Annotated in this window: 16 protein-coding genes; 7 read left to right on the plus strand and 9 right to left on the minus strand. The window is 63.1% G+C overall.

Annotation, left to right across the window (positions count from 1 at the left end; all coding sequences use genetic code 11):
• Positions 1-74 precede the first annotated feature (74 nt).
• Positions 75-503 (minus strand): multidrug/biocide efflux PACE transporter, encoded by a 429-nt coding sequence (locus tag FQ664_RS17295; RefSeq protein ID WP_144173617.1) that lies wholly within the window; start codon positions 501-503, stop codon positions 75-77.
• A gap of 92 nt (positions 504-595) precedes the next feature.
• On the opposite strand from FQ664_RS17295, the gene FQ664_RS17300 reads away from it, so the two are divergent.
• Positions 596-1,450: a LysR family transcriptional regulator gene (locus FQ664_RS17300; protein ID WP_144173620.1), complete on the plus strand. Its 855-nt coding sequence runs from the start codon at positions 596-598 to the stop codon at positions 1,448-1,450.
• A gap of 4 nt (positions 1,451-1,454) precedes the next feature.
• Here the strand turns inward: FQ664_RS17300 and FQ664_RS17305 are convergent, their stop codons facing one another.
• The 3 genes from FQ664_RS17305 to FQ664_RS17315 form a co-directional block, all read right to left on the minus strand.
• A complete protein-coding gene (locus FQ664_RS17305; RefSeq protein WP_144173622.1) occupies positions 1,455-2,372 on the minus strand; it encodes a DUF2950 domain-containing protein in 918 nt (305 codons plus the stop codon).
• Positions 2,369-3,838 carry a DUF3300 domain-containing protein gene (locus FQ664_RS17310; RefSeq protein WP_144173624.1) on the minus strand — a complete coding sequence of 490 codons (1,470 nt, stop codon included), beginning with the start codon at positions 3,836-3,838 and terminating at the stop codon, positions 2,369-2,371. Before FQ664_RS17310 ends, FQ664_RS17305 begins: the two co-directional genes overlap by 4 nt.
• Positions 3,839-4,067: 229 nt before the next feature.
• A complete protein-coding gene (locus FQ664_RS17315; RefSeq protein WP_144173626.1) occupies positions 4,068-4,727 on the minus strand; it encodes a VIT1/CCC1 transporter family protein in 660 nt (219 codons plus the stop codon).
• A 130-nt stretch (positions 4,728-4,857) separates the two neighbouring features.
• Here FQ664_RS17315 and FQ664_RS17320 point away from each other — a divergent pair, with 130 nt between their 5' ends.
• Positions 4,858-5,109, plus strand: a complete 252-nt coding sequence (locus tag FQ664_RS17320; RefSeq protein ID WP_144173628.1) for a hypothetical protein — start codon at positions 4,858-4,860, stop codon at positions 5,107-5,109.
• An 81-nt stretch (positions 5,110-5,190) separates the two neighbouring features.
• Positions 5,191-5,910: a TorF family putative porin gene (locus FQ664_RS17325; protein ID WP_144173630.1), complete on the plus strand. Its 720-nt coding sequence runs from the start codon at positions 5,191-5,193 to the stop codon at positions 5,908-5,910.
• Between the two features lie 77 nt (positions 5,911-5,987).
• Here the strand turns inward: FQ664_RS17325 and FQ664_RS17330 are convergent, their stop codons facing one another.
• Positions 5,988-6,398 carry a RidA family protein gene (locus tag FQ664_RS17330; RefSeq protein ID WP_144173632.1) on the minus strand — a complete coding sequence of 137 codons (411 nt, stop codon included), beginning with the start codon at positions 6,396-6,398 and terminating at the stop codon, positions 5,988-5,990.
• Between the two features lie 228 nt (positions 6,399-6,626).
• Here FQ664_RS17330 and FQ664_RS17335 point away from each other — a divergent pair, with 228 nt between their 5' ends.
• Positions 6,627-6,953 carry a hypothetical protein gene (locus tag FQ664_RS17335; RefSeq protein ID WP_144173634.1) on the plus strand — a complete coding sequence of 109 codons (327 nt, stop codon included), beginning with the start codon at positions 6,627-6,629 and terminating at the stop codon, positions 6,951-6,953.
• A gap of 44 nt (positions 6,954-6,997) precedes the next feature.
• On the opposite strand, the gene FQ664_RS17340 is transcribed toward FQ664_RS17335, so the two are convergent.
• Positions 6,998-7,210: a PLDc N-terminal domain-containing protein gene (locus FQ664_RS17340; protein ID WP_144173636.1), complete on the minus strand. Its 213-nt coding sequence runs from the start codon at positions 7,208-7,210 to the stop codon at positions 6,998-7,000.
• A 104-nt stretch (positions 7,211-7,314) separates the two neighbouring features.
• Positions 7,315-7,785 (minus strand): FAD/FMN-containing dehydrogenase, encoded by a 471-nt coding sequence (locus FQ664_RS17345; RefSeq protein WP_144173638.1) that lies wholly within the window; start codon positions 7,783-7,785, stop codon positions 7,315-7,317.
• Positions 7,786-7,946: 161 nt separating this feature from the next.
• Here FQ664_RS17345 and FQ664_RS17350 point away from each other — a divergent pair, with 161 nt between their 5' ends.
• Positions 7,947-8,954, plus strand: a complete 1,008-nt coding sequence (locus FQ664_RS17350) for a GlxA family transcriptional regulator (RefSeq protein WP_144173640.1) — start codon at positions 7,947-7,949, stop codon at positions 8,952-8,954.
• 209 nt (positions 8,955-9,163) lie between these two features.
• On the opposite strand, the gene FQ664_RS17355 is transcribed toward FQ664_RS17350, so the two are convergent.
• On the minus strand, positions 9,164-9,835 hold the full coding sequence (locus tag FQ664_RS17355; protein ID WP_144173642.1) for a TetR/AcrR family transcriptional regulator: 672 nt from the start codon (positions 9,833-9,835) through the stop codon (positions 9,164-9,166).
• A 287-nt stretch (positions 9,836-10,122) separates the two neighbouring features.
• On the opposite strand from FQ664_RS17355, the gene FQ664_RS17365 reads away from it, so the two are divergent.
• Positions 10,123-10,959 (plus strand): bifunctional allantoicase/(S)-ureidoglycine aminohydrolase, encoded by an 837-nt coding sequence (locus FQ664_RS17365; RefSeq protein ID WP_013972924.1) that lies wholly within the window; start codon positions 10,123-10,125, stop codon positions 10,957-10,959.
• 91 nt (positions 10,960-11,050) lie between these two features.
• Entirely contained in the window at positions 11,051-11,650 is a 600-nt protein-coding gene (locus tag FQ664_RS17370; RefSeq protein WP_144173646.1) for an START domain-containing protein, read from the plus strand.
• 448 nt (positions 11,651-12,098) lie between these two features.
• Here the strand turns inward: FQ664_RS17370 and FQ664_RS17375 are convergent, their stop codons facing one another.
• Positions 12,099-12,521: an Lrp/AsnC family transcriptional regulator gene (locus FQ664_RS17375; RefSeq protein WP_144173648.1), complete on the minus strand. Its 423-nt coding sequence runs from the start codon at positions 12,519-12,521 to the stop codon at positions 12,099-12,101.
• Positions 12,522-12,705: the final 184 nt, after the last annotated feature.

The following is a 12,705-nucleotide window of genomic DNA, read 5'->3' on the forward strand; positions in this document are numbered from 1 at the left end:
CGAATCAGGCGACTCGGTGGGTGGCACCGGCTCCGCCGGTGTTCGCCGGCATGCCCGCTCCCACAGGGACGGGCTTATGCAAAGCGACGCTGTATCAGCAGGTGTCGGGCTTTGTCGAAGGCCCAGTTATACAGCACGGTGTAGGGCAAGATGATCACGAAGAAGCCCAGTTCCACCATGAGCGCCTGCAGCAACGAAATATCCAGCATCCACGCCGCCACCGGCAGGCACCACACCACCAGCCCGGCCTCGAAGCCCAGGCCGTGCACGAAGCGTGCGCGGGCCTTCCAGTGGATCCGCTCGGTCTGCACATAGCGATCGACCAGCGCGTTGTAGACCATGTTCCACAGCATCGCGATCACCGACAGGGTCACCGCCAGCGTCCCTGCTGTCGCCAGCGACTTGCCCATGATCCAGGACAACAACGGCGCACACAGCAACACGGCGAACACTTCATAACCGACGGCGTGAACCAGGCGTTCGGTGAAAGACACGTTTTTCATTGCATATTCCATCCATTGCGTGAGTCGTGCTTCCTATTTTCTTTGATAAAACTGATACTCGCGACATAGCTACCATCGGTTTTATCAATACCATGCGCTACTCACCTGAAGCTCTGGTTGCCTTTGTCGAAGCCGCATCGCTGGGTTCGTTCTCCGCTGCGGCGCGCAAGTTGCGCAAAAGCCAGTCCACCATCAGCATCGCCATCGCCAATTTCGAGGCCGATGTGGGTTGCCCGTTGTTCGAGCGTGGCGGCCGTCACCCCACGCTGAACGAAGCTGGGCGCCAGGTGCTGAGCCATGTCGAGGCGATTCTCGATGCCAGCGCCCAGCTCGATGCCCTGGCGGCACGGCTGACGGAAAACGTCGAGGCACTGGTCTCGGTGGTGATGTCGGACAGCTACAGCGTGACCTTCCAGGGCGCGGTGATGGCCCGCTTCGCCCAGCACTACCCGCATACCGAGCTGCGCTGCGGCCCGTCGGAAGATGCCGATGTGATCGAGCTGATCCAACAGGGCCTGGCACAGATCGGCATTCTTGCCACCCAACCCAGCTACCCCGCTGACGTCGCCGTGGCGCGCTTGCCCGAGCAGGCAGAGTTTGGGGTGTACGTGGCCAGCGGGCATCCGTTGGCGGCTTTGCCTCAGGTGCAGACGCAGCACCTGGAGAACGTACGCCAGCTGTATATCAAGACCTATGCCCCAAGCTTGCACCACGGTCGCGGCCAGGCCTGGTCGGCACCGGACTACCTCACCCTGCTGGAGTTCGCCGTGCGCGGGTTCGGCTGGGCCGAACTACCCAGGGCGCTGGTGGCACGGTTTGGCAGTGGGCTGGTGGAGTTGCAGGTGGCCGGGTACCCGCGCCGGGTTGATATGGATGTGGCCTGGTCGAGCCGGCGCGCGCTCGGGCCGGCGGGGCAGTGGCTGGTGCGGCAGATGTTGGGCAAATAGACCTTTACTGCTTGCCAGCTCCCTCAGGGTCAATACCCGCCGGCACGTCTACCACCTTCCAGCTGTCATCCGGGTCGAAGCGTTTCATCTCCTTGGCCAGCTTGTTGCCATGCGGTCCGAGGTCTTTTTCGAACACCTCGCCGTCATGGCTGATCATGAAGCTCATCACCCCGGTGTCATCGTACTTGGCCGGCCAGGCAACCATGGCGAAGCCGCGGCTCATCTGGTTGCCGATCAGGTAGCTGTAGGCGCCGCCGGGGGCGGATGGGCCCTGTGCATCGAGGATGCGGAAGTGGTAGCCATACCAGGCGTCGCCGACCATGTCCTGGCCGAACAGCGGGCCCAGCGGGCTGACCTGGCCGTCGCCATCGTCGTTCCAGTACAGCCCGTCATGCTTGCCGGGCTCGCTGAATATCTTCTGCGCGTATTCCAGCGCACCGTTGCCGTTGTGGTCCTGCGTGGCATAGTCCATCTGCGCGTCGTGGTAGGCCAGCAGCGACTGCATGGCCCCCAGTTCGTTACGGCCAATGCGCCGGGCGCGGATTTCGGCGCTGCCGGCCTTGAGGTCGAAGCGCCAACCCTGGTTGCCTTTGGTCAACGGTATGGGCAACGTCCAGTGATCACTGCCCACCGCGAGGATGGCCTTGTTCACCCCCGACATGTCGAAGCTGTGCTGCGCACGATACTGCGCCAGGAACGTGTCCACGTCACTGCGTTGCACGCCCCCGCGCGGTATGTAGATGCGCCAGTCATCGCCCAGCAACCGGGCCAGGCGGGCTTCATCGGGTTTCTCCTCGCCCAGCGCGGCAACGAAGGACTCCACGGCCTTCTCCGGGGTCGGGAAGGCTTCCTGCGCAGCGGCCAGGGTCGACCAGGCCATACCGGCTGCGAGTACCAGTGACGCTATCGATTGGCGGTTCATCGGCGGCCACCTCCCCCACGGCGTGCGGGCGCACTGGGCCGGGAAATCTGGTGCCCGGCGGCGCGCGACGTGCTGGGGCGCTGGGCGAGCGACTGGCTGGTGCGGCCGCGGCTGGCCTGTGCGCTGGTGCGCGAGGGCGAACGCACACCGTCGAAGGCATTGTTACGCGCCCGGCCAGCTGTATTGGAGGGCCGGTTTTGCGCCAGTTGCCGCCCCTGGCCTTCGCCCTGCCTGTGCTGGTTCAGCTGGTTGTTCTGCTGCCGAGCCTGGGTGTTACGGGTGTCCTGTCGGCGGTCGGTTGCCCTCGGGTTGTCGCTACGGGGCTGCAGGCGGTTACCGGGCGAATTGCCCGCCTGCGCTTCGCGCATCTGCTGGCGTGCCTGCCGATTGCTGGTAGCCGGCCGTTCGATGCCGGCCCGGTCCATCGACGCCCTGGCCTTGTCCCGCGCCTGGGCGCGCTGGGCGTCGTCGCCGCGGAAGGCAGTACGCTGGGTGGCACCGTCCAGCTGGCGACCGTACTGCTGACGGCTGCGGGAATCGCGATACGGCACCCCGTCGCGGTTGGCGGCGTTATGCTGCCACTTGTTCTGGTTGTTGGTGATGCGGTTGTTGGCATTGATGTTGTTGTAGCGGTTGACGTCGATGTCGATGTCATTGTTGCCCCAGTCACAGTCACCCCACAGCGAGGCGACGATCGCCACGCCGGTACCGAAAGCCAGGCCCGCCACCAGCGCGGAACCGGGGTAGTACATGGGCGGTGGCGGGTAATACGCCGGCGGCGAGGCCGGGTAGGCCCAGGTGCCGTAGGTGCTGCTCGGGTTGTAGCTGGGCACGTACACCACTTGCGGGTCGGCCGGCTCGATGATGATGGTGGTGGGCGGGCTGCTGGCAGTGACCACCGGGGTGCCGCTGCCTTTGGAGGCCGGGGCCGGTGCTGGTGCGGGCGCAGTCTGCACGGTCACGTTCTGGTACTGGTTGCTCTGCAGGTTGCCGGCGGCCTGGGCCTGATGACGCAGGCGCTGCACGCCGCCCATGACATCGTCGGGCTGCGCAAGGAAGGCGTCGCCCAGGCGCTGTACCCAGACCGGGTCCTGAGCCAGGGTTGCCAGCACCTGCGGGAAGGCCACCAGCGCTTGTACGCTCGGGTCCCATGGCTGGTTCGCCACCTTCTTGACGGCATCGTCGCCGGAGGCCTTGGGGTTGGCCTCGGACCAGGTCACGGCTTCGCTGACCTGCCCCGGGTAGGTGGATGCCATCAACACCTGGGCCAGCAGCGCATCGGGATACAAGGCGATGGGTGCGAGCATCTGGTCCAGTTGCTCCTCGGTGAACACCGGATCCTTGGCCGCGACCGTATCGGTTTGTGGCGCCGGGTCCGGGGCCGGTACGTCCTCTGCCAGCACCAGGCCAGGCGTAGCGCTCAGATACAGGATCACCAGCAGGACCGCTGACAATGGCATGCGCATCGCTTCTCCCCGTGAGATCAGGCCGCGTGGATTAAGGGTAGCAATGACGCTGCTTTTAGCCAGATACGGGGCGCGCGCCAAGGGTGGGGGTGGTTGCTGCTTTTGAATCTATATCAGGGCTGGATTGACATCTGTAATTGACTGTAGCGGCCCTTTGGCGGGCACGCCCGCTCCCACAGGTACTCCACAATGTTCAAACCTGTGGTGATCCTGTGAGAGCGGGCGGGGCTCAGCCGCCCAGGGCGATGATCGCCATGATCAGCGCCGCCCCGACCGCTGCCAGGACCACGCCGGTCAACAGGGTACGGCCACCGGAATAGCGTGCCAGCAGCCAGCCCGCAAGGAAGAGCATGGCCAGGGCGACCAGGTTCGACACGCGGATGGCCGTGCCGGTGGTCTCGATCAGCAGGAATGGAATGACCATCGGGAAGGTGGCCAGTACCACCAACAGGAAAGTGGCCAGGGCGGCCTTGAGATCATCCAGCCCCAGGCGCACCGGCAGCGGGCGGCCAGCATCACGCTGCATCCGCCCGCGCAGCATCTCCAGGCCGTCAGCATCCAGTGCCAGGCCGATGCGCTCTGGCAGCGCATCGGCAATCAGCCTGCGCCCCTGGCTGGCTTCAACGGCTTGCAGGCGGGCCAGCAAGGTCCGGCTGCGGGTGCGCTCGGTCCAGGTACGCAACAAATAGATGACCGCATCGGCCAGGCCCCAGGCCAGGTTGCAGCCGAACGCGGCAATCAGCATCAGCCGGGCATCTTCGCGCCCTGCCGTAGCAACGCTTAGCGAGCCGATGAAGGTCATCGCCATCAACAGCCCGAAGATGACTTCGGTGATCCGGTCGATCGGCTCCAGCACGCCCCATTTGCGCGGTTGTTCGTCTTGCCCCATCGCACCCTCCCGGTTCCTCTGGAACCATCGATAGTCACTATCGAGAATGGCAATTTCTGCCAAACGACCTGGCCGAATAACCTTGCTCCATCGACTTGCCGTCCACGACCCCGGCCCCTGGAGCGACCTGATGAACACCCTGGCCCGCCTGCTCTCCGCCACCCTTGCCGTTGTTGCCATCGCCATCACAGGCGGCTGTGCCAGCCACCCCGAACTGCGCCCCTACACCGCCGAAGAAACCCGTCAACTGCAACTGGAAGCGCTGCAGCGCCGTGGCCTGTCGCTGGACGACTATGAGCAGCAACGGCGGGTAATCCAGCGGGCCGGCAACCTGCCGGTAGTGACCGAAACCGCTGACGCTGACCGTTCGACCAAAGGCTGAACGGGCTAGCCAACGGTTCCCTCCCTCCGCCGGCACGGGTATGCTCTACAGCTCAACTGCAAGCCTTCCAGGACGGAGACCATGACCAGGCCCCTTCTGTTGCTGAGTGCTGCACTGCTGTTCAGCCCCGTGCTGCTGGCCCAGCAAATCAAACGCGAACTGGGCGACTTCGACTTCACCCTCGCCACCACACCTTCACGCAGCATGGCCCAGGGGCTGATCTCGCCCAGCGCCATCGGTGCGTTCCACGGTGGCCTCGACTTCAGCCACCCCAGCGGCTGGTATCTGGGCCAGTACGCCCCGAGCATGGGCGTGACACCCGGTTCCACCCTGCGGCTGGACAGTTACCTGGGCTACAAGCACCGCTTCGATAGCAGCCTGGGCTACGAGGTGGGGTTGATCCATTATAGTCAGCCGGACATCGCAGGCCCCGACAGTTATGCCCTGTACGGCGGGCTGTCGGTGCTGGGCAGGCGTTTCGGCGGAGCGCTGCGCGACAACCCCGACAACCGCACCGGCACCCTGTTCGCCGACTTCGGCCAACTGCCGCTGTTCGACGTCGACCTTACCGTCAAGCTCGCCCATCACCGCCTGGGCGCGCCATTCACCATTGGCGATGGCAGCCAGGTGAATACCTTTTCCGATTGGTCGCTGGAACTGTCCCGGCCCTGGCTTGGCATCGACCTGAACCTGATCTACAGCAACTCCAGCCTCAGTGGCGGCGGGTGTGATGCATACTCGGGCATCAATAGCTATTGCGACAGCATGGTTACCCTCAAGGCACAGCGCAGTTTCTTCTAGCGAGGCGGCGCCAGCGCAATGCCGCACCCGGTATACAACAGAGCATTTGCTTGGCGCCACCACCCCATTGCCTGGCGCTACACCGCTGCCACCGCCTCGATCTCCACCAGCATGCCATCCAGCGCCAGCCGCGGAACCGGTATCAGCGTGCAGGTCGGTTTCATGTGCGGGCCCCAGGCCCTGTCAGCCTCGGTTACCCACTCACGCAGACGCGTGTCGGAATGCTCGACGATCAGCAGGGTCAGCTTGAACACCTGGGCCAGGCTGGCGCCTTTCGAGGCCAGGGCCAGTTCCAGGTTGGCCAGCGCCTGGCGGGCCTGCTCGGCAAACAGCGGCGACAGCTGCCCGTTGCGGCCCTCCCCGCCCTGACCGGCGATGAACAGCAGGCGGCTGTCGGCATGAACTTCGGCGACATGGGAATAGGCATTGCCGCTGGGGTCGTACAGGCCTTCGGGGTTGCTCAGTTGGAACGCGGTTGAATGACTCACGGTAAGTCCTCGATCAATTGAGAGAGTGACGGAGTATCGGACCTTGAGTTAACTTGAGGTCAAGCGCGGGTTGTGGGAGCGGGCTTGCCCGTGAAGCAGGCGCCGCAGTGTAGGGGTTTTCGTACAGCGCACTGGCTTCCGTAAACCACGCGTCTGTATGCGCAGCGGCCGCCAGGCGCTAGATTGCAAGACCCGGCATGGAGGCCTGTACGTAACAAGGATAAAGCGATGAGCAAATTTGATTTTCAACTGGCCTATACCATCAAGCCAAACAACCCTGCCCGAGATGAAACCGATGCTGCGCAGGCGCGACTGCATCTGCGCGAGAAAATTGGCCTGGACACCGTCGAGCACATTGAAACCACCTTGCTCGGGGTGATCACACTCAAAAGCACCACACTCGCAGACCGCAAACGCGAAGCCGAAAAGCTGCTTCACGATTACATCCATGAAGCGCTCAAGCAACTGCGTGTGCTGTCGACCGTGAAGTTCTACGGCTGCCTGATGGTGGACGGGTTGGGGTCAGCCATGCGCTTTGACATCCTGCCCAAGTGAACAGTAACGGCATCAGGCGCCGCCGCGCCTGATGCCGTACACCGTCATTTTTCCTGCAGTACCGCCCTGCCCTTCACCGCCCGAGGCCCGCGCCAGGCCCAGAACAGCAAGCCGGGAAATGGCGCGTAGACCACGAAGACGATCCACAGCATCTTGCGCTCGGCGCGCCGGTCACTGCCGATGATGTGCCAGATGGCCCATATTTCCAGCAGGACCACAAAGGCCGCGATGATGATCCAGATCGTTCCGATTTCCATGAGCGCTCTCCCATTTGACATGTAATGGGTTGGGTTGCAGAGGCTGCTGAGGGTTCAGATTGATTTGGCTGGCTTTAGGGCCCTATCGCCGGCGCAGGCAACCCTCAATGCCGCGCCACCTGCTCCAGCGCCGCCTTCAACGCCGGGGCATCGGCAAACGCCCGCTGGCTCACCAGCTTACCCTGCTCCAGTTGCAACCACTGCACCTGGCCATCCTGCCCGGGATACCGGCTGGCCACCCGCCCGTCGCGGTCAAGTAGCACCCGGTAGTTGTAGTCACGCATGGCAGGGATGGCGAACAGCTTGCTGATCAGCGCCGGCATGCGCTGGATGTCGGCAACGAACACCGCATCGCGCGCTTCCAGGTAGCCCTTGGGCTGTCCAGTCAGCGCCGCCTTGACCAGCTTGGCACCGTCCATGTCACGCGCCACCAGCAGAATGTGTGTACCGGCATCGAGGCTGTAGGCTTGGTCGTACTGGTCGAGCAGCGTCCACGGGGCGAGCTTGTCGCCAGGTTCCAGGGCATTGGCCAGCAATGGCATCAGGCAAAGCAAAAGGGCAGCGGCGTACTTCATCAAGGGCATCCTCAGTGACAGGAGCATCAGCATAGCGGCAACCGGCCAAGCCAGACAGGTTGCCTGAACACGACCTGGAACACGACACGGCCACCCGGGAGATTGTCTTTCCCCCGGCCACCCGCCACACTCTCAAGGCCAGCCAGGAAGCGGAGTCCAGAGTGCCCACGCCACGCCAGTTCAGCAAGAAGACCAGCACCAGCAACATGCTGCGGCTGAAGTCCACCAGCGCCAATGCCCAGGCCCCCTATCGGGTCGATTTCGTACTGCTCGAACACTTCTCGATGGCCAGCTTCACCGTGGCCATGGATGTGCTGGTCACGGCCAACCTGCTGCGCGCCGACAGCTTCCGGTTCACCCCGCTGTCGCTGGAAGGCGACCGCGTGCTCAGCGACCTGGGGCTGGAGCTGGTGGCCACCGAGTTGTCCGCCGAGGCGCTGAAAGAGCTGGACCTGCTGGTGATCTGCGGCGGCTTGCGCACGCCATTGAAGTACCCCGAGCTTGACCGCCTGCTGGGCGATTGCGCGGCCCACGGCATGGCCCTGGGCGGGCTGTGGAACGGCGCGTGGTTCCTCGGCCGCGCCGGGGTGCTGGACGACTATGGCTGCAGTATCCACCCCGAACAGCGCGCCAGCCTGTCCGAGCGCAGCCCGCAAACGCGGATCACCCCGGCCAGCTTCACCCTCGACCGCGACCGCCTCAGCGCCGCCAGCCCCAATGGCGCCATGGAGCTGATGCTCGGCCTGGTGCGCCGGCTGTATGGCGACGGCCTGGCCGAAGGCGTCGAGGAGATCCTGTCGTTCTCCGGTGCCCGCTACCGCCAGGTCGGCCCGGGGGCGAAGAAATCCATGAGCCTGCACCTGCGCACCATCGTCGAGCTGATGGAGAACAATCTCGAGGAAACCCTCAGCCTCGACCAGCTGGCCGCCTACAGCGGGCGCTCGCGCCGGCAGATCGACCGCCTGTTCCAGGCCCAGCTGGGTACTTCGCCGCGGCGTTACTACATGGAACTGCGTATCACCAAGAGCCGCCGCCTGTTGCAGTATTCCGACCTGTCGGTGATGGAGGTGGCAGTGGCCTGCGGGTTTGTTTCGGTGTCGCACTTCAGCAAATGCTATGCGGCGTACTTTGGCTACCCGCCGTCGCGCGAGCAGCGGTTGGGCGAGTGAGCATCAAGGCTTCATTGATGTGTCGCCTGGGCCGGCCCTTTCGCGGGTAAACCCGCTCCCACAGGTATTGTGCAAATCTTTGGGACAGCGGTGATCCTGTGGGCGCGGGGTTACCCGCGAAGAGGCCAGCCCAGGCAGTCGAGAATCTTGCAAGGGCTTGCATTCAGGTTGCACGAAGACCGCCAGACGCTGAATACCTATCGACGTACTTACGCGCGGATGTACCGCAACACCGCGTCACAAATCATCGCCTTGTGACGCAGCTTGACCTGCTCATCGGACAGATCGATCTGGAAGATCTCGCCAAAGGTGTGGCGGTTCGAGACACGGTAGAAGCAGAACGAGCTCATCAGCATGTGCAGGTCGATAACCTCGATACCGGCGCGGAACACACCATCCTGCACACCGCGACGCAGGGTATTGCCCAAGGCCTCGAGCACCAGGCTGCTCATTTCGCGAATGGCCGGCGACTGCTTGACGTACTCGCCATAGTGGATGTTTTCGGTGCAGATGATCCGCACGAAATCGACGTTGCGGTCGTGGTGATCGAAGGTGAACTCCACCAGCCGGCGGATCGCCTGCTCGGCCGGCAGCGACTCCAGGTCCAGGCTTTGCTCGGTCTTGCGGATGTCGCCGTACAGTTTGATCAGGCACTCGCAGTACAACTGCTCCTTGCTGCCGAAGTAGTAGTAGATCATGCGCTTGGAGGTGGCGGTGCGCTCGGCGATGGCGTCGACGCGGGCACCGGCCAGCCCTTGCTGGACGAACTCGTTGATGGCGGCCTGGAGGATGTCCTCGCGCGTTTTCTCGGGGTTGTTCTTGCGCGTCTTGCGCCCCCCTTCGGTTCCAGGCTGGCCGAGGCTGACTACGGAATCACTCATACCCACTCACAGGCTATTTATTTGAATGAGGGGATTATCCGCGAGCGCGGCCATGCAGGGAAGCACGCTGTTGGTCGGGTAGCGCCACACGCTGTTCGGCCAGGGCAAGCGCTTGCCGAATGGGCACGCTGGCCGTCAAGTTCGCATTCAGCCAGCAAATACCGGGTATTCCAACATTTAATTTGTAGATGGCGCGCGCTCGCCCCTATTCTGTCGTCACATCCCCTGCGCCGCACCGGCCGGTGCGGTTCACGGCATGGGGAGAGAACAACAAGTCGAGATCGTCCATGTCGAACCATTCGTACTTCGCCCCCCACGGTGGGCACCCGGCTCAGACCGAGCTGCTGACTGACCGTGCCATGTTCACCGAAGCCTATGCCGTCATCCCCAAGGGCGTGATGCGTGACATCGTCACCAGCCACCTGCCGTTCTGGGACAAGATGCGCATGTGGGTCATCGCCCGCCCGCTGACCGGCTTTGCCGAAACCTTCTCCCAGTACATCGTCGAAGTGGCCCCGGAAGGCGGCAGCGAGCGCCCTGAACTGGACCCGAACGCCGAAGCCGTGGTGTTCATCGTCGAAGGCGAACTGGACATCACCGTCGAAGGCAAGCACCACACCCTGGTACCGGGCGGCTATGCCTTCCTGGCCCCGGGCGCCGAATGGAGCCTGCGCAACAACAGCAAGTCCAACGTTACTTTCCACTGGCTGCGCAAGCACTACCAGAAGGTCGAAGGCCTGGACGTTCCCGAGTCGTTCGTTACCCACCGTGACAACGCCACCGTCATCGAAATGCCGGGCACCGAAGGCCGCTGGGTCACCACCCGCTTCGTCGACATGGCCGACATGCGCCACGACATGCACGTGAACATCGTCACCTTCCAGCCGGGCGGCGTGATCCCGTTCGCCGAAACCCACGTGATGGAACACGGCCTGTACGTGCTGGAAGGCAAGGCGGTGTACCGCCTGAATCAGGACTGGGTCGAAGTGGAAGCCGGCGACTTCATGTGGCTGCGCGCCTTCTGCCCGCAAGCCTGCTATGCCGGCGGCCCAGGCAAGTTCAGCTACCTGCTGTACAAGGACGTGAACCGTCACGTGCACCTGACGTTGAACCCTAAGCGTTAAGCCCAGGCTGATGCCCGCAAGCCCGCCAACCTGGCGGGCTTGCTGTTTGCCGCGCATACTGAAACACCCATCCCCCCGTGCGGTACCAGCCATGAACCGCTGCCTGCTGCTCGCCGCCCTGCTGCTCTGTACCCCCGCCCCAGCCGCCGATGACTGGAACCTGGCCTACGACCGCGAAGGCATCCGCGTTTACCTGAGCGCCGCCGCCGACTCGCCCTACCAGCAATTCCGTGGTGTCAGCACCATGAAAGCCAGCATTCGCACGCTCATCAACCTGCAAGAGAACCTGCGGGTAGCCTGCAAGTGGCTGTACGCCTGCGCCGAGATGCGCCTGCTGGATGTGGAAGGCGAAAACACTTGGGTTTACCTGACCACCAACCTGCCGTGGCCGACGATGCCACGGGACATCGTGCTGAAGGTCACGACCGAGCGACTGGACGATGGCACGCTGCTGCGCCACCTGAGCGCCGAGCCCGGCAGGATCCCCAAGGTAAAGGGGCTGATCCGTGTGCAACACCTCAGCGGCGAGTGGCGTATGAGACCACTGGGTGAGCGCAAGACCGAAGTGACTTACCAACTGCAGGCCGACCCTGCCGGGGATGTGCCGGGGTGGCTGGCAAACCGGTTTGTGGTGGACGCGCCGGTGGTGACGTTGCGTACCTTGCGGGCGGTAGCCGAGCGCCAGCCCTAGAGGGTATTGAAATGCCTGCACCGGCCTCATCGCCGGCAAGCCAGCGCCCACCTCGACTGCAGCGACCTCAAGCCTCGTGCAGTACCTGTGGGAGCTGGCTTGCCGATAGGCCAGCAACTTCTTTTTTTGTAAAACCTCAACGCCCCGCGCCGTACCAATCAATCGGTACTCAAATGCAGACTATTAGTCATTGCAGACGGTCGAAGCGTGGGTATTAACACAGATGAAGAACAGTTCCCGATGCAACTTCGCAACGGGCTTACTTATTCAATTGAAACGCACCAAAGTGGCGCGCCCGATACAGTCCCGCGAAAGCCGTTTCATTCTGCCAGCGGCCCGGGTCAAGCGGAACACTACAGAATGCACACCACCAAAGGGATTTTGTGCAGTGTGAAAAGCCTGGGTGACAGTTTGCGCAATGCACCTGCCAGAAGGCTTGAGCCAGCGGTCACATCTTGTAGGTCGAGAGCAGGATACTGGTCTCGGTATTTTCGATGTGCGGTATCGAGCGGATGGCGTTCAACGCCCGGTCGAAGGCCTCCAGGGTGTCTGTACGCAGCTCTGCCATCAGGTCCCAGCGGCCATTGGTGGTATGGATGGCCACCACGTTGGGATGCCCGCGCAGCGCGTGCTTGACCTCTGCGGCGTGGTGGCCGCTGATGCCGATGCTGGTGATTGCCCGCACGCCCTGCTCCAGCGCATCGGAGCGCAGGCGTACCGTGTAGCCGATGATCACGCCCTGCTCTTCGAGCCGGGTGATGCGGTTTTGCACGGTTGCCCTGGCCACCTTGAGCTTCTTCGCCAGGGTCAGCACGGGGGTGCGCGCATTGTCCCGCAACAGCGCAATCAGTTCCCGATCGATAATATCCATGGATGCCTGCCAAATAATCAGATTGCTATCTTGGGGTGGCAGATTGTCTAGAAAGCTGATGAAACTGGCAACCTGCTCCCTTCATCTTGACGCAACCTTTCATCAAAATGCTCACGCCACTTCAACAATCTTAAGCGTTTATCCTGCAAAGAATGGAGTGAGAGCGCAATAATCAGGTGCAAGA

The sequence above is a fragment of the Pseudomonas persica genome (assembly GCF_900291015.1).
Lineage (GTDB): Bacteria > Pseudomonadota > Gammaproteobacteria > Pseudomonadales > Pseudomonadaceae > Aquipseudomonas.